The sequence below is a fragment of the Altererythrobacter epoxidivorans genome (assembly GCF_001281485.1).
Classification (GTDB): Bacteria; Pseudomonadota; Alphaproteobacteria; order Sphingomonadales; family Sphingomonadaceae; genus Erythrobacter; species Erythrobacter epoxidivorans.
Genome location: NZ_CP012669.1, coordinates 878993 through 893591 on the forward strand (window position 1 = coordinate 878993; position 14599 = coordinate 893591).

The following is a 14599-nucleotide window of genomic DNA, read 5'->3' on the forward strand; positions in this document are numbered from 1 at the left end:
CCGTCAGTCCCCGATGATTGCGACGGCACGAATCCAGCCGGCGCTTGCCCGTTCGATCTTTACCGGGAAGCAACTGAACATAAAGCCGAAATCGGGCAATGCCGACAGGTTCGTGAGTTTCTCGATCTGGTAATAGGGCCTGATGCGCCCCGCCTTGTGACCTTCCCAGATGATCGCCGGATCGCGGTTCTCGGCCCAACGCTTCGCGGTGTGGCTGAACGGTGCGTCCCAGCTCCACGCATCGGTGCCGACCACCTCGACGCCGCGCTCGGTCAGCCAAAGCGTCGCTTCCGCGCCAAGGCCGACGCCCTGGTCGATGAAATTTTCGGTGCCGTAGACCGCGCCCGACTGCACCAGCACGATATCGAGCGGCTTGAGATCGTATCCGATTTTTTCGAACGTCTGTTCGACCTCGGCTGCGCTGACCACGTGCCCGTGCGGCAGATGGCTGAAGTCCAGCTTCACACCGGGTCGGAAGAACCGGTCGAGCGGAGCTTCGTCGATGCTCGGGGCGGGGGCTTCACCGCTGTCCGTCGTCGAGTGATAATGCCACGGCGCGTCCATATGGGTGCCGTTGTGCGTGGACAACTCGAGCATTTCGACGGCCCAGCCTTCGCCGTCGGGAAGGTCTTCCTTCTCCAGGCCCGGGAAGAACATGGCGATCTGTTGCCATGTGTCCTCGTGGGTCATGTAGGTGACCTTCGGCCGCATGACCTCCGGATCGGATATCACGTCATTGGTGATCGGGATCGAAAGATCGACGAACCGCGACACGTCAGTGCGCCTGCAGTTCTTCGTCGAGGAAGGCGGCGATATCGCTCATTTCGACGTCGCGCGCCATGAAGGCATCGCCAATGCGGTTGAGCAGGATGAAGGGCAGGGTGCCTGCGTCCATCTTCTTGTCATGCAGCATATGATCGGCAAGCCGTTTGCCGTCGCAATCGAGGCCGAGCGCCGAAATCTCTGACGGAAGACCTGCTGCGGCAATCGCTTCGGAAACCCGCTGCGCGTCTGCCTCCGTGACATGGCCGCGGCGCGCAGAATACCGTGCGGCGAGGACCATGCCGAGAGCGACCCCTTCGCCATGGAGCAAACGGTCGGAAAATCCAGTTTCCGCTTCGAGGGCGTGGCCGAATGTGTGGCCAAGGTTGAGGAGCGCGCGTGTGCCAGTCGTCTCACGCTCGTCCTCTGCCACGATGCGGGCCTTTGCCGCGACACTGGTCGCCACCGCCTGTTCCAACGCGCCTGAATCGCGCGCCAGAACTGCGGGTCCGCTATTCTCAAGCCATTCGAAGAACTCGAAATCGCCAAGGATCCCGTATTTGATCACCTCGGCGTAACCTGCGCGCATCTCGCGATCGGGCAATGTGTCCAGCGTCGACAGGTCGGCGAGAACGAGGCCGGGCTGGTGGAACGCTCCGATCAGGTTCTTGCCCGCTCCGGTGTTGATTGCAGTCTTGCCGCCCACCGAGCTGTCCACCTGCGATAGCAGGGTCGTCGGAACCTGGATGAAACCGCAACCGCGTTTGACGATGGAACAGGCAAAACCAGTCAGGTCGCCTACGACGCCGCCACCCAGTGCGATGACATGGTCGCCGCGTTCGACACCTTCCGATAGCAGCCAGTCGGTCAATGCGCGCAGGCTGTCCCAGCTCTTCGATCCTTCGCCCGAAGCGATTGTAAATAGTGCGATTTCATGTCCTGCACGTGAAAGTGACGATGTCAGCCGATCGCCATGCGCCGCCCAAGCGTTTTCATCCGCCACGACAGGGACGGTCTTCTTACGCAGAAGTGCTGCTGAACGTTCGCCCGCTTGGTCGAGAAGGCCTGGCGCGACGATGACGTCATAGGATCGTCCGGCGAGGGCGACCGGGATTACAGCCATGCGTCGATTGCCTCCAAAATCTTGATCGCGGTGTTTATGTGCGGTCCGTCCTCGCTCATGACACGGATCTGTGCCTGTGCGTAGTAGGGACGGCGCTCTTCAAGCAACCGCGTGAGTATTTGTTTTGGATCGCCTTGCTTTAGCAACGGGCGGTTGTCCTTGCGACTTGTTCGTTCGACGAGCGTGTCGACATCGCAATCGATCCACACCCCGATACCCCGTTCGAGGATGAGGGCGCGGGTTTCATCATTGACGAAGGCGCCGCCGCCGGTGGCAATGACGCCGGAATGGGCATCCAGCAATCGTGCTATCACCCGGCGCTCGCCGTCGCGGAAATATGCTTCTCCGAAATCGGCGAAGATTTCCGGTATCGAACGCTGGGCTGCAACTTCAATTTCTTCATCTGCATCGACGAAATCGCAATTGAGCAGCGTTGCGAGCTTGCGCCCGACCGTCGATTTGCCGACGCCCATCAGGCCGACGAGCACGATCGGCCGGTCGATCCGCCGGGAAACTTGTGCGATTTCCTTATCGCCGAAGGATGTTGTTTCTTCGGTCATTGCCCCTTCGCCTATAGATGGGGTAGTGCCCGCGCAATATGGCTCGCAAGCACTCACGGATTCAGCCCATGCAAGGTTCGCTCGACAAAGGAGGTTCGCGCAAGCGACATATCCTTTGGGCGGCCATTGCCCTGATTGGCGTTCTGGCGCTGGCGTGGTTCGACGGTGGGGAGGAGCCGATCCACCCTATCGAAGTGCAAGTTTCCATGCCGGAGGGGCGTTGATGAGTGTGAAGCTTTGGACAGGTGTTGCTGCGATTGCTCTCGGTGCCAGTCTGGCCTTCGCGCAGGAAGCACCGGAATCGCTTCTTCCGCCGGGGTTCGATGATCCGGCGCCGGCGCCTGCGCCCGCTCCGCGGCCTACTGCCGCTCCGCAGCCGGGCGGGGCAACTGCGCCTTCTGTTCCGACTGGCGGTGGGACGCCTGTCATACAGGACATTCCCGATATGCCGGAAGTGCCCAGCATCGGCGGCATGGATCTGTCCAAGATCCCTTCGCTCGACGAGCTGGAGGCGATGTCCCCCGACGAGCTCGACGAACTGCTGGGCCTGAAGCCCAAGTTCGACATTCCGCCTGCTGCGCGTCGCTCGATGGCGAAGGTTGGCATCCTGTCTTCGGCAGAGGGCGGACTGCCTTCGGCATCGCTCGCCAAGCAACCGGCTTCGCTTGTTCGCGCGGCGCTGCAAGGAACCGATGGGCCAATGGTTTCGCGCTGGGGTCATATCCTGATGCGGCGCGCACTTGTCAGCCGTCTTGCCGCTCCCCAAGGCATGAATCCTGTCGAGTTCGCGGCACTGCGGGCGAAAGTCCTCAATGGGATGGGTGAATTCGCGGCGGCTCGGGGCCTTGTCCAGGACGTCGACGCTGGCAACTGGAATACGTCGCTGACGGATCAGGCCCTGTCGGCTTATGTGGCGACGGGCGACATCGTCGGAGCATGTCCGGCAGTGCGGGTGCAGGGTTCAGCCCGCGAGGACGCACAATGGAAAATGCTGCAGGCGATATGCAACGCCTATGCAGGTGAAGGTGCGCTGGCCGGAACGGAACTCGACCGTGCATTGCGGCAAGGCATTGCGCCGCGCATCGATGTCCTGCTGGCGCAACGATTTGCCGGGGCTGCCGGGCGAGGTCGACGGGCGGTCGATATCGAATGGGACGATGTTGATGACATGACGCCCTGGCGGTTTGCGCTGGCATCCGCCGTGGGCGAGGAAATCCCCGATAACCTGCAACCGGAAGACGATGGATATTACCAGCGCGTCTCCGCCTTTGCGCCGATGCTGCCTCTCATCGCCCGTGTGATCGCTTCGGATCGGGCTGCGCGTGAAGGCCTGATGTCGTCCCGGGCGATGGTCGATCTTTACAGCCAGATTTACGCAGACGACACGATCGCGGGAGATGAAGCACTCCGCGCCTCCCGCCTTCGCGAGGCGTATGTATCGGCCTCACCTGCAGATCGTATCGCCGCCATGCGCGATGTCTGGGGCGGCAGCGATACCGATTATGGCCGGCTGGTGCTGACTGCCTATGCGGCGGCGCGTGTGCCGGCGAGCGAGGACCTGGCCGACGATGCGGACAAGCTGATCGCCTCCATGCTTACTGCCGGGCTCGATCGCGACGCGGCTGCGTGGGCGGGCGTGGTCGATAGCGGAAGCCTGGCCTGGGCGCTGATCGCGCTTTCGTCGGAGGCCGACCGGCAATCATCGGCTGATGCGATCGACGGCTTTATCGATGACGACAGCAGTGCATCGCAGCGCAAGTCGCGCTTCCTGCTCGCCGGGCTGGCTGGCCTGAACCGCATCGCCAGCGATGATTTGGCCGATTTCACGGGCCGCGTGGAAATCGATCTTGGCCGACAGACCAAGTGGACACGCACTATCGACAAGGCTGCCGACGTCGGCAATCCGGCTCTCGTCGCGCTGCTCGCTGGCCTCGGCATGCAGGGCGAGAATTGGGCGCAGATGACGCCGCTGCATCTCTATCATATAGTCTCCGCGCTCAATCGCGTGGGTCTGAAGGCCGAAGCGCGGATGATCGCAGCGGAGGCGGTGGCGCGAGGCTGATGTCGGCTGCCGTTGAGGCATTTCTCGACATGCTTGCAGCAGAGCGGGGCGCTGCCAGGAATACTCTGGCAGCCTATCGCCGCGATCTCGAATCGACCGAAGAGCTGATCGGCGACCTTTCAGTGGCGGACCGCGACGCTGTCGCAGGACTGGCGGGAGCATGGTCGAGCTACGCTGCGTCCACGGCAGCTCGCAAAAGCTCGGCCTTGCGGCAATTCTTCGGATTTGCGGTAGATGAAGGCTGGCGCAAGGACGATCCCTCTGCCGCGTTGCCCAGGCCGGTTACCCGGCGACCTCTGCCAAAGGTACTGTCGCACGATGCGATCGAGAAGCTGTTCGATAGGGCTGAACTGGAAGCGGAAAGCGGGACGCCGCAATCGCTGCGCAACCTTGCCTTGCTGGAGCTGCTTTATGGGTCTGGTTTGCGCGCAACCGAGCTTGTCTCGCTTCCCTTGTCTGCTGTTCCCCGCGATGCTCCGGTCCTGACCGTCATGGGCAAGGGCGGGCTGGCGCGGATGGTGCCCGTCAGCGACCGTGCGAGCGAGGCGCTATCGCGCTGGCTCGATGTGCGACCCGATGGGTCGCGCTTCGTGTTTCCTTCCCGGACTGGACACATCACACGGGTGCGCTTGTTCCAGTTGCTGAAGGAGCTCGCTGTCCGGGCCGATCTCAATCCCAGATCGATCAGTCCGCACGTCCTGCGTCATGCGTTTGCGACGCATCTTCTCGAGGGCGGGGCAGACCTTCGCGTGTTGCAGACCCTGCTCGGTCATGCGGACATTTCGACCACCCAGATCTACACACATGTGGATGCAGCGCGCCTTGTCGAACTGGTCAATGCACGTCATCCTCTTGCCCGAAGCCAAACATCGGACTAGCGGGGCGCGATGATTACCTACCTCGACTTCGAGAAACCCGTTGCCCAGCTCGACGAGCGGCTTGCAGAACTGCGCGCCGCAGCAGAGGGCGACGATGTCGATATCGCGACGGAACTGCAGCGCCTCGAAACCAAGAGCGCCGATCTTCTGGCCAGCACCTATGCCTCTCTGACCCCGTGGCAGAAGACGCAGGTTGCGCGCCATCCGCAGCGCCCGCATTTTCGCGATTTCGTCGAGCACGCATTCGATGAATTCGTGCCGCTCGGCGGTGACCGCCATTACGGCGAAGACGAAGCGATCATGGGCGGGTTTGCGACCCTGAACGGGCGCAAGGTGGTTCTAATTGGGCATGAAAAGGGCAACGACACCGAAAGCCGGCTGCGTCACAACTTCGGGATGGGGAAGCCGGAAGGATACCGGAAGGCGATCCGCCTGATGGATCTTGCAGGCCGTTTCAACCTCCCTGTGGTCACGCTGGTCGATACGTCGGGTGCCTTTCCCGGCATCGAGGCGGAGGAACGCGGCCAGGCGGAAGCCATCGCGCGTTCGACCGAGGCTTGTCTTGCGCTGCCGGTGCCGATGGTTGCTACCATCGTGGGCGAGGGCGGCTCCGGCGGTGCAGTTGCGCTGGCGAGTGCGGAACGCGTCCTGATGCTGGAGCATGCGGTTTACTCGGTCATCTCACCCGAAGGCTGCGCTTCGATCCTCTGGCGGACTGCGGAAAAGGCGCCCGACGCAGCCGAAGCGATGAAAGTGACGGCGCAGCACTTGAAGAAGCTCAAGGTCATCGACCGGATCATCAAGGAACCGGTCGGCGGCGCACATCGCGACCCGACGGCGACAGCCAAGGCCTTGGGGAAGGCGATCGGCGAGGAAATCGACGCGCTGGCAGATTTGCCCTCCGATACGCTGCGGCGGATGCGTGAGGAACGCTTCCTGCAGATCGGAAGCTTCTGATAATCCTCCCGCTCGGGAACATCACCTGACGACGTTGGTTGCTGTGTTCATGAGGGACGCAGCGATAGGTGGGCGCTGCCCAATGCAGTCAGGAGGACAGTTCCCATGCCATTTTCGAAGAAATCTCTAGCACTTGCTGCCGTTGCACCGCTTAGCCTGGTCCTGTCCGGGTGCATGGGCGGTGGCGAAATTCCGAGCGCGTCCACGCCTATCACGCAAAACGAAGCGCAGCAGGGCGCGGAACTTCATCCGCAACTTCTGGCAGAATTCGGCGGTGCAATGTCGGGTCGCCAAGCGACCTATGTGCAGTCCGTAGGCCAGAAAATTGCCGTCCAGTCGGGCCTTGCAAGCTCGCCGAACGCCTTCACCGTTTCGCTGCTGAACAGCTCGGTTAACAACGCTTTCGCGATCCCGGGCGGCTATGTTTACACCACGCGTCAGCTTGTGGCGCTCATGGACAACGAGGCCGAACTGGCCGCTGTCCTCGGTCATGAAGTCGGTCACGTCGCGGCGCGCCACTCGCAGCGCCGCCAGCAGAAAGCCCAGCAGAACAGCTTGCTAGGCGCAGCTGGCGCGATCCTGTCGGGTATTCTTCTCGGCGATAGCGGTATCGGACAGCAGATCTCGCAGACCCTGCTTCAGGGCTCGCAGCTCCTGACGCTCAAGTTCTCGCGCAGCCAGGAACTCCAGGCGGACGAGCTTGGCATCAAGTATCTCGACACCGCCGGCTACGATCCGCGCGCGATGGGTACGGTGCTTTACAGCCTTGCTGCCCAGAATGCCCTCGAAGCCCAGCTTCAGGGCCGCCAGAACGCAACTGTGCCCGAATGGGCATCGACCCACCCCGATCCGGCAAGCCGCGTGCAATCGGCACTGACAAAGGCCGAACCGCTTGGAACGGGCGTAACGAACCGTGACGGGTTCCTCGCCGGAATCGATGGGCTCCTCTATGGTGATGATCCGCAGCAAGGCGTGATCGAGGGCAACCAGTTCATCCATCCGCAAATGCGCCTGTCGTTCAGCGCGCCGTCCGGTTTTTACATGATCAACGGCACACGCGCGGTCAGCATCAATGGCCAGAGTGGGCAGGCACAACTGACGCTCGCCACATACAACGGCAATCTGGAAACCTATGTTCGCCAGCAGTTTGCGGCGCTTGGCGGTGACCAACAGAGGCTAGAGCCGTCCTCGTTGCAGCGCACGACTGTGAACGGCCTGCCCGCCGCTTATGGCACTGCCAGGGTCAGCAATGGCTCAAGCCAGGTCGATGTCGTTGTGTTCGCCTATGAGTTCTCGAACAATACGGCCTATCATTTCGTCGCGATCACGCCTGCTGGCGGTTCGAATGTGTTTTCTTCGATGTTCAATTCGATGCGCCGCATAACCGCGACCGAAGCTGCAGCAGTAATTCCGCGTGAAATCGACATCTACACGGTGCGCAGCGGCGACACCGTCGCCTCGATCTCCAGCCGCATGGCTTACAGCAGCGGCCAGGAGGCACGTTTCCGCGTGCTCAATTCGCTTGGTGCGAACGATACGGTCCGGGTCGGCGAAAAGGTGAAGGTCGTGATCCGCTCTCGCTGAGCGATCGCGAACAAGCCAGCGCTCGCAAATCTCGAGCGCGCAAAAGAAAAGCGGCGGGGTTGGACCCCGCCGCTCTCTTTTTTACGACTGACGCGTTTCTTACGAAACGGTGTTCGACTCGCCGAGCTTCGTCGAAACGGTCGAGAAGGTCGTGCTGAGTTCGTTGCCGAGGCTCTGCATTGCAGTGATCGCAGCGACAGCGATCAGAGCAGCGATCAGGCCGTATTCGATGGCGGTTGCGCCCTGCTCGTCACGGAGCAGCTTGTTGATGAACTTCATGTGTAGTCTCCTGGTTCAGTCTTCGGTACCCGTGCCCGCTCGTAAAAATTTTCGAACAGACGATTTCCCCGATAATTCGCAGCTGTTGAGAAAATCCTAATTCAGGACCTTTCGGAAAAGTTACGAAGTGCCCATCGAGGCCGTGACCTTGGTTTTGACGACCGCCCACAAACCGGTGTTCTCGTTGGCAACAGCCTCGAACGCACCGATTGAAGCAATCACGACCAAGCTCGCGATCAGTCCGTATTCGACAGCGGTGCTCCCGCTTTCGTCTGTTCCGATCTTCTTCAGAATTTTGACCAAAAGCATGAAACACCTGTCATTACGTTCCTGACTTCTCCGTTTTGGACCCCAGCAGTTAAGAAAGAGTTGAGAAGGGCGCTCGAGTTGCAAAATTTTCCGACATTGCAGTTGGTCGTGGCAGGAGCGCTCGTGGATGACAGCGGGCGCTGGCTGATGCACCGCAGGCCCCATCACAAGCACCACGGCGGCTTGTGGGAATTCCCCGGTGGGAAGGTCGAAAGCGGCGAGAATCCGTGCTTTGCGCTGGTTCGCGAGCTGGCCGAAGAGCTCGGAATCGAGGTCAATCCGATGCACTGCGAGCCATGCGGATTCGCGCATGACATGGCCGAAAACGGTGGATCGGGGATTGTCATCCTCCTTTACACCATACGTAGTTGGAGTGGCGTCCCGGCCGCATTGGAAGGTGGAGCGATCGACTGGTTCGAACCTGTAAAGGTCGGTGAACTTGAGAAGCCACCGCTCGACGTAGCACTGGCAGCACGATTGTTTGAAAAAGAGGGTCGATAGGGATTGCCAAGCCGGAAAACCCTGCCTATGTGCCGCCCCTCACCGCGCGCCAGTAGCTCAGCTGGATAGAGTACCTGACTACGAATCAGGCGGTCGGAGGTTCGAATCCTTCCTGGCGCGCCAAGAAAGCCCATCCCTTGCGGGGTGGGCTTTTTTGGTTTCGGCGTCCGCACCGCGATTCTTCGGATGGGCGCTGGAACCCGGTGGCTCTCTGTCGGTTGGATTAACAAACCAATTCAGGAGACACCCATGTCCGACACGACCGAAATTTTCGAACGCCTGAAGCAGGATCACGACCGTCATCGCGAGCTGCTGGACAAGCTGCTCGAAACGAGCGGCGAAACCGAGGAGCGCAAGGAGCTCTTCACCGAATTGACCAAGGAACTGAAGGCACACGCTGCAGCGGAAGAGCAGGCGCTTTATTCGACCATGCTGCGCAAGCCGCCGACCACTGACGAGACGCGCCACTCGGTTGCCGAGCACCACGAAATCGACGAGGCGCTCAACGACCTGGCAGCGACCGATATGTCGGAAGGTGGCTGGCTGACGAAGTTCAAGACCTTCGCGCACGATTACCGCCACCACATCGACGAAGAGGAGGAAGAGCATTTCCCCGACTTCGAAAATTACCTGACGGATGAAGACACCCGCCACATGGAGCAGGTGTTCGAGCGTCGGAAGAAAGAAGAGAAAGCTTCTGCCGAAGTTACTCCCGAGAAGAAGGAAGACGCCAAGGAATAGGCGGCAGGTCGAGGGGGCAGTCTTGAGCGAAGCCGAGCTGAAACGGCCGGACGGAGACGAATCGGTCGAAACCGGTGTGTGGCGTTACGCCCACGCCGCGCGCGTCGGCGTCATCGTAGATGCCGAGAATTATTTCGCGCACATGCAGCAGGCGATGCTGAATGCGCAGCGCCAGATCATGCTGATCGGGTGGGACTTCGACACGAGGATCCACCTGACGCATGGTCGGCGCTGGTATCATCGCCCCTTCAACGCCGACTACCCCTCGCGTTTGGGCAGCTTCCTGTTGTGGCTTGCCCGCAACCGCAAGGAACTTGAGGTCAACGTCCTCAAGTGGGGACTGTCGTTCATCCAGCTTCTCACGCGCGGGTCGATGACGCTCGACATCATGCGCATGTGGCCCAAGCGCCAGCTCAACTTCAAATTCGATACCAAGCACCCTATCGGTTGCTCTCATCATCAAAAGATTGCCGTCTTGGATCGCAAGCTCGCAGTTTGCGGCGGCATCGACATGACCAACGACCGTTGGGACACGCGCTCACACCGAGAAGAGGACCCGCGTCGGCGGCAGCCTGGTGGCTCGCCCTACGGTCCGTGGCATGACATTACCGTCATGATGGAAGGTGACGTCGCCGTTGCCCTATCCGATCTGTGCCAGGCCCGCTGGGTGAGGGCAGGGGCCGAACCCTTGGTGGAATTTGATCCGCCCGAACAAAGCCCATGGCCCGAAAAACTCGAGGTCGATTTTGAGAATGTCGAAATCGGTATTGCCCGGACTCGCGCCGAATACGAGGGCGTTTGTGCGGTGAACGAGATCGAGGAGTTGGCGCTAAAGCATATCAAATGTGCCAAGCGCTTTATCTACATTGAAAACCAGTATTTCACGTCGCGAAAAATTGCCGAGGCGATCGCTGAGCGGCTGAAGGAAGACGATCCGCCAGAAATCGTTATCGTGCATCCCGAAACGGCTGAGGGCTGGCTGGAACAGCAGGCGATGGACCATGCGCGCGCCTGCCTCGCGAGGATGCTCCAAGAGGTCGATCACAAGGACCGATTTCACCTTTTCGTACCCTATTCCGGCGAGACACCGATCTATGTCCACGCAAAGCTGACGATTGTCGATGACGAGATCCTGCGAATCGGCTCTGCCAATCTTAACAACCGTTCGATGGGGCTCGACAGCGAATCCGACATTTTCATCGATTGCAGGCGCGATGCGAACATGGGGAAGGGCCATGAGGATGCTATCAAGGCCTTGCGCCATTCACTGATCGCGGAGCACTGCGGGATCGACGAAGATGCCATTGGCGACATCCTCGACAATGCAAAAAGCATGACGGAGGTGATTGAGGAATTCGGCCGGCGGCATGGTCGTCAGTTGCGGCGTTTCCAGATCCCCGAACTCAACGAAGTCGAAGAAACCCTCGCCGGATCACAATTGCTCGATCCGGAAAGACCCGATGACATGTTCGAGCCATTTGCGTCCGGCGGACTTTTCCGCAAAGGAAGCTTGCTCGACAGGGTGCGCAAGAGAGTGAAGAGGAAAGAGGGCCAGTGAGCTGCGGAGACGGATATTCTGACGACCCCGGTTTGCCGAGCAAGCCGGATGTGCCCGCCCACGTGCAGGACGCGATCCGCACCCTGATAGAATGGGCAGGCGATGACCCGTCACGCGAAGGCTTGCTCGATACTCCCAAGCGTGTCGGCAGGGCATGGCTTGAGTACTGCCAGGGTTACCAGGAAGATCCTGCAATCCATCTCAGCCGCGTCTTTGAAGAGGTCGGCGGATATGATGAAGTCGTCCTGTTGAAAGATATCCCCTTCCAGAGCCACTGCGAACACCACATGGCCCCGATCACCGGGAAGGCAGCGATCGCATATCTGCCGAAAAACAAGGTGGTGGGCATATCGAAACTGGCCCGCGTGCTGCACGGCTTTGCGCGGCGGCTACAGATCCAGGAACGCCTTACGGCAGAAGTCGCACAATGCATCTGGGACAATCTGGAACCCCATGGCGTTGCTGTCGTGATCGAAGCGCAGCATGGCTGCATGACAGGCCGCGGTGTCCGCACACCCGGCGTCGGCATGATCACGAGCCGCCTCCACGGCTGCTTCCTCGAAGACCAGCGTAGCCGCAAGGAAGTGCTGGGCCTGATGGGCTACGGTTAGATAGACCGTCTGGGGAGGGGCTAAATGGCGCGTTCGTTCGAACTCAGGATGACAGCGGAAGAGTTGTCGGATTTCTTCGTTGAGGCGTTCCCCGGCGACCCGCAGCGCAACTTCATCTTCGACCGCTTCGAGCCAGGTTTCCTTCGCATCAAGCTTGTGCCCGACGAAACCATGCTGCGTCCGGGAGAACTCGTTTCGGGTCCCACGCAGATGGGCCTCGCCGATCGCGCCGCCTATGCCGTGATCCTGGCGCATATCGGTCCGGTCGCGATGGCAGTCACCAGCAATCTCAACATGAGCTTCCTGCGCGGCGTGCAAAAGGAAGACGTCTTTGCAGACGCGACCCTGCTCAAGCTGGGCCGCAAGCTGGCGAGCGTCGATGTCCGGCTATGGCAGGGCGAGGAAAGTCACATCGTCGCGCAGTCGACCGTGACTTACGCGCTTCCCTGATCTCATTTGCGCAAGAAGAAAGGCCCGCCAACCTGAAGCTGGCGAGCCTTTCAAAGCTTCTCAGTTGGTCAGGTATCAGAGCTGGCCGAGCATGTGCTCCGCGCTCGAGACCGAGAAATCGCCCGGTGCTTCGACGTTGAGTTCCGTCACCACGCCGTCTTCGATCACCATCGAATAACGCTGTCCTCGCTTGCCCATGCCAAAACCCGAACCGTCCATGGTCAGGCCGACAGCTTCGGCGAAGTCGCCATTGCCATCTGCGAGCATGGTGATGTCGTTGGCACCGGCAGACGCTTTCCAAGCGCCCATGACGAAAGCATCGTTGACCGCAGTTGCGACGATTTCGTCGACGCCCTTGGCCTTGAGCTCTTCTGACTTCTCGACATAGCCCGGCAGGTGGCGCGCGGAACATGTCGGCGTGAAGGCACCCGGGACAGAGAACAGCGCAACTTTCTTGCCGGCGAAATATTCGCTCGAGTTCACCTGTTCCGGTCCGTTTTCGGTCGCCTTGACCAGAGTCACTTCGGGAAGCTTGTCCCCAACCGAAATTGCCATCGTGAAATATCCTTTCCTGATCCCGTCCTTGGGCCTCCGATATAGGGCCTCGCCGCAGGTCCGCAACAACGCATCATATAAAGATCGCTTTATATTTGATTCGCCAGTCTCCAGCCGCTAGACGCGCGGCCAATTGGGAAGCCCGCAATCGCCGGGCGCAATTGCATGATTTCAGGAGAAGCCGCGTGGCCGAAGCCAAGCACGACTACATCATCAAGGACATTTCGCTCGCCCAGTATGGCCGCGACGAAATCGCCATTGCCGAAACGGAAATGCCCGGCCTGATGGCGCTGCGCGATGAATACGGCAGTGCGCAGCCGCTGAAGGGCGCACGCATCACCGGCTCGCTGCACATGACGATCCAGACCGCCGTCCTGATCGAAACGCTTGTCGCACTCGGCGCTGAAGTCCGTTGGGCGACCTGCAACATCTTCTCGACGCAGGACCATGCCGCAGCGGCGATCGCGGACCAGGGTATCCCGGTCTTCGCGGTCAAGGGGGAAAGCCTCTCCGATTACTGGGACTACGTTGGCAGCATTTTCGATTGGTCGACCGATGCCGATCCCGACCTTACCGCCAACATCATCCTCGATGACGGCGGTGACGCGACGATGTTTGCCCTGTGGGGCGCGCGTATCGAAGCAGGCGAAGAGATGCCCGCACCTGCAAATGCCGAGGAGATCGAATTCCAGCGTGCGCTCAAGGCATTTCTCAAGGCGAAGCCTGGCTATCTGACGAAATCGGTGAAGAATATCCGCGGCGTTTCCGAAGAAACGACAACCGGCGTTCATCGCCTTTATCACCTTGCCAAGCAGGGCAAGCTGCCGTTCCCCGCAATCAACGTGAACGACAGCGTCACCAAGTCCAAGTTCGACAATCTTTACGGCTGCCGTGAATCGCTGGTCGACGCGATCCGTCGCGCAACCGACGTAATGCTTTCGGGCAAGGTCGCCTGCGTTGCCGGTTACGGCGATGTCGGCAAGGGCAGCGCGCAGTCGCTCCGCAATGGGGGCGCACGCGTTCTCGTAACCGAAATCGATCCGATCTGTGCGCTTCAGGCAGCGATGGAAGGGTATGAGGTTGTCACCATGGAAGATGCAGTGAAGCGCGCCGACATATTCGTGACGACGACCGGCAACGAAGCCGTCATCACCGCCGAACACATGAAGGCAATGAAGCCGATGAGCATCGTCTGCAACATCGGCCACTTCGACAGCGAGATCCAGATCAGCGCACTCGACAATTACGAGTTGAAAGAGCTCAAGCCAGGCACCGATCTGGTGAAGTTCCCCGATGGCAAGGAAATCATCGTCCTTGCCAAGGGACGACTGGTGAACCTTGCCTGTGCAACCGGTCACCCGAGCTTCGTGATGAGCTGTTCCTTCACCAACCAGGTGCTGGCCCAGATCGAGCTCTTCACCAAGGCTGGCGAGTACCAAAACGACGTTTATGTCCTGCCCAAGCATCTCGACGAAAAGGTGGCCGCGCTTCATCTCGACAAGCTGGGGGTCAAGCTGACCAAGCTGTCGCAAAAGCAGGCCGACTACATCGGCGTGCCTGTGGATGGCCCGTTCAAGCCGGAGCATTATCGCTACTAGGCTTTTGCAGCTCGTCGCTAAAGAATGGAAAGCCCTCGCATTTGCGGGGGCTTTTCCGTGTATCGACCATT

Annotated in this window: 17 protein-coding genes and 1 tRNA gene; 12 read left to right on the plus strand and 6 right to left on the minus strand. The window is 60.1% G+C overall.

All coding sequences use genetic code 11. The features are described 5' to 3' along the window. Window positions 1-3: 3 nt before the first annotated feature. Genes AMC99_RS04520 through AMC99_RS04530 form a run of 3 tightly spaced genes read right to left on the minus strand, consistent with a single transcriptional unit; the run spans window position 4 to window position 2445 of the window. Window positions 4-774, minus strand: a complete 771-nt coding sequence (locus tag AMC99_RS04520; protein WP_061923373.1) for a cyclase family protein — start codon at window positions 772-774, stop codon at window positions 4-6. A gap of 1 nt (window position 775) precedes the next feature. Continuing rightward, window positions 776-1885, minus strand: coding sequence for a 3-dehydroquinate synthase (aroB, locus tag AMC99_RS04525; RefSeq protein ID WP_061923376.1), 1110 nt, complete (start codon window positions 1883-1885; stop codon window positions 776-778). Continuing rightward, window positions 1876-2445 (minus strand): shikimate kinase, encoded by a 570-nt coding sequence (locus AMC99_RS04530; protein ID WP_061923379.1) that lies wholly within the window; start codon window positions 2443-2445, stop codon window positions 1876-1878. The genes aroB and AMC99_RS04530 overlap by 10 nt, the downstream gene beginning before the upstream one ends. A gap of 68 nt (window positions 2446-2513) precedes the next feature. On the opposite strand from AMC99_RS04530, the gene AMC99_RS13960 reads away from it, so the two are divergent. The 5 genes from AMC99_RS13960 (at window position 2514) to AMC99_RS04550 (ending at window position 7926) form a co-directional block, all read left to right on the plus strand. Beyond that, entirely contained in the window at window positions 2514-2669 is a 156-nt protein-coding gene (locus tag AMC99_RS13960) for a hypothetical protein (protein ID WP_157058251.1), read from the plus strand. Beyond that, a complete protein-coding gene (locus AMC99_RS04535; protein ID WP_061923382.1) occupies window positions 2669-4507 on the plus strand; it encodes a hypothetical protein in 1839 nt (612 codons plus the stop codon). The genes AMC99_RS13960 and AMC99_RS04535 overlap by 1 nt, the downstream gene beginning before the upstream one ends. Next, window positions 4507-5385, plus strand: coding sequence for a tyrosine recombinase (locus AMC99_RS04540; RefSeq protein ID WP_061923384.1), 879 nt, complete (start codon window positions 4507-4509; stop codon window positions 5383-5385). Before AMC99_RS04535 ends, AMC99_RS04540 begins: the two co-directional genes overlap by 1 nt. Before the next feature lie 9 nt (window positions 5386-5394). After that, entirely contained in the window at window positions 5395-6342 is a 948-nt protein-coding gene (locus AMC99_RS04545) for an acetyl-CoA carboxylase carboxyltransferase subunit alpha (protein WP_061923387.1), read from the plus strand. A gap of 105 nt (window positions 6343-6447) precedes the next feature. Continuing rightward, window positions 6448-7926, plus strand: coding sequence for a M48 family metalloprotease (locus AMC99_RS04550; RefSeq protein ID WP_061923390.1), 1479 nt, complete (start codon window positions 6448-6450; stop codon window positions 7924-7926). Window positions 7927-8025: 99 nt separating this feature from the next. Here the strand turns inward: AMC99_RS04550 and AMC99_RS04555 are convergent, their stop codons facing one another. Both AMC99_RS04555 and AMC99_RS04560 read right to left on the minus strand, forming a co-directional pair. Further along, a complete protein-coding gene (locus AMC99_RS04555; protein ID WP_061923392.1) occupies window positions 8026-8205 on the minus strand; it encodes a Flp family type IVb pilin in 180 nt (59 codons plus the stop codon). A gap of 120 nt (window positions 8206-8325) precedes the next feature. Continuing rightward, window positions 8326-8514, minus strand: coding sequence for a Flp family type IVb pilin (locus tag AMC99_RS04560; protein WP_061923396.1), 189 nt, complete (start codon window positions 8512-8514; stop codon window positions 8326-8328). A gap of 96 nt (window positions 8515-8610) precedes the next feature. On the opposite strand from AMC99_RS04560, the gene AMC99_RS04565 reads away from it, so the two are divergent. From AMC99_RS04565 to AMC99_RS04590, 6 genes are all read left to right on the plus strand, one after another. Continuing rightward, on the plus strand, window positions 8611-9015 hold the full coding sequence (locus AMC99_RS04565; protein WP_269464966.1) for a (deoxy)nucleoside triphosphate pyrophosphohydrolase: 405 nt from the start codon (window positions 8611-8613) through the stop codon (window positions 9013-9015). Between the two features lie 46 nt (window positions 9016-9061). Continuing rightward, window positions 9062-9138: transfer RNA gene (locus tag AMC99_RS04570), tRNA-Arg, on the plus strand. 126 nt (window positions 9139-9264) lie between these two features. Next, window positions 9265-9756 (plus strand): hemerythrin domain-containing protein, encoded by a 492-nt coding sequence (locus AMC99_RS04575; RefSeq protein WP_061923403.1) that lies wholly within the window; start codon window positions 9265-9267, stop codon window positions 9754-9756. A gap of 22 nt (window positions 9757-9778) precedes the next feature. Continuing rightward, window positions 9779-11314, plus strand: coding sequence for a phospholipase D-like domain-containing protein (locus tag AMC99_RS04580; protein ID WP_061923406.1), 1536 nt, complete (start codon window positions 9779-9781; stop codon window positions 11312-11314). Next, window positions 11311-11925 (plus strand): GTP cyclohydrolase I FolE, encoded by a 615-nt coding sequence (gene folE / locus AMC99_RS04585; RefSeq protein ID WP_061923409.1) that lies wholly within the window; start codon window positions 11311-11313, stop codon window positions 11923-11925. Before AMC99_RS04580 ends, folE begins: the two co-directional genes overlap by 4 nt. A gap of 24 nt (window positions 11926-11949) precedes the next feature. Beyond that, window positions 11950-12375, plus strand: a complete 426-nt coding sequence (locus AMC99_RS04590; RefSeq protein ID WP_061923411.1) for a PaaI family thioesterase — start codon at window positions 11950-11952, stop codon at window positions 12373-12375. 75 nt (window positions 12376-12450) lie between these two features. Here the strand turns inward: AMC99_RS04590 and AMC99_RS04595 are convergent, their stop codons facing one another. After that, on the minus strand, window positions 12451-12930 hold the full coding sequence (locus AMC99_RS04595) for a peroxiredoxin (RefSeq protein WP_061923415.1): 480 nt from the start codon (window positions 12928-12930) through the stop codon (window positions 12451-12453). 185 nt (window positions 12931-13115) lie between these two features. Between AMC99_RS04595 and ahcY the strand changes: the two genes are divergently transcribed. Beyond that, a complete protein-coding gene (ahcY, locus tag AMC99_RS04600) occupies window positions 13116-14528 on the plus strand; it encodes an adenosylhomocysteinase (RefSeq protein WP_157058252.1) in 1413 nt (470 codons plus the stop codon). Window positions 14529-14599: the final 71 nt, after the last annotated feature.

What these genes read in the sequence shown, in the direction of transcription:
- aroB (WP_061923376.1), bottom strand. Translation starts at nt 1,885, where the DNA reads ATGGCTGTAATCCCGGTCGCCCTCGCCGGACGATCCTATGACGTCATC.
- AMC99_RS04530 (WP_061923379.1), bottom strand. Translation starts at nt 2,445, where the DNA reads ATGACCGAAGAAACAACATCCTTCGGCGATAAGGAAATCGCACAAGTT.
- AMC99_RS13960 (WP_157058251.1), top strand. Translation starts at nt 2,514, where the DNA reads ATGCAAGGTTCGCTCGACAAAGGAGGTTCGCGCAAGCGACATATCCTT.
- AMC99_RS04535 (WP_061923382.1), top strand. Translation starts at nt 2,669, where the DNA reads ATGAGTGTGAAGCTTTGGACAGGTGTTGCTGCGATTGCTCTCGGTGCC.
- AMC99_RS04540 (WP_061923384.1), top strand. Translation starts at nt 4,507, where the DNA reads ATGTCGGCTGCCGTTGAGGCATTTCTCGACATGCTTGCAGCAGAGCGG.
- AMC99_RS04545 (WP_061923387.1), top strand. Translation starts at nt 5,395, where the DNA reads ATGATTACCTACCTCGACTTCGAGAAACCCGTTGCCCAGCTCGACGAG.
- AMC99_RS04550 (WP_061923390.1), top strand. Translation starts at nt 6,448, where the DNA reads ATGCCATTTTCGAAGAAATCTCTAGCACTTGCTGCCGTTGCACCGCTT.
- AMC99_RS04555 (WP_061923392.1), bottom strand. Translation starts at nt 8,205, where the DNA reads ATGAAGTTCATCAACAAGCTGCTCCGTGACGAGCAGGGCGCAACCGCC.
- AMC99_RS04560 (WP_061923396.1), bottom strand. Translation starts at nt 8,514, where the DNA reads ATGCTTTTGGTCAAAATTCTGAAGAAGATCGGAACAGACGAAAGCGGG.
- AMC99_RS04575 (WP_061923403.1), top strand. Translation starts at nt 9,265, where the DNA reads ATGTCCGACACGACCGAAATTTTCGAACGCCTGAAGCAGGATCACGAC.
- AMC99_RS04590 (WP_061923411.1), top strand. Translation starts at nt 11,950, where the DNA reads ATGGCGCGTTCGTTCGAACTCAGGATGACAGCGGAAGAGTTGTCGGAT.
- AMC99_RS04595 (WP_061923415.1), bottom strand. Translation starts at nt 12,930, where the DNA reads ATGGCAATTTCGGTTGGGGACAAGCTTCCCGAAGTGACTCTGGTCAAG.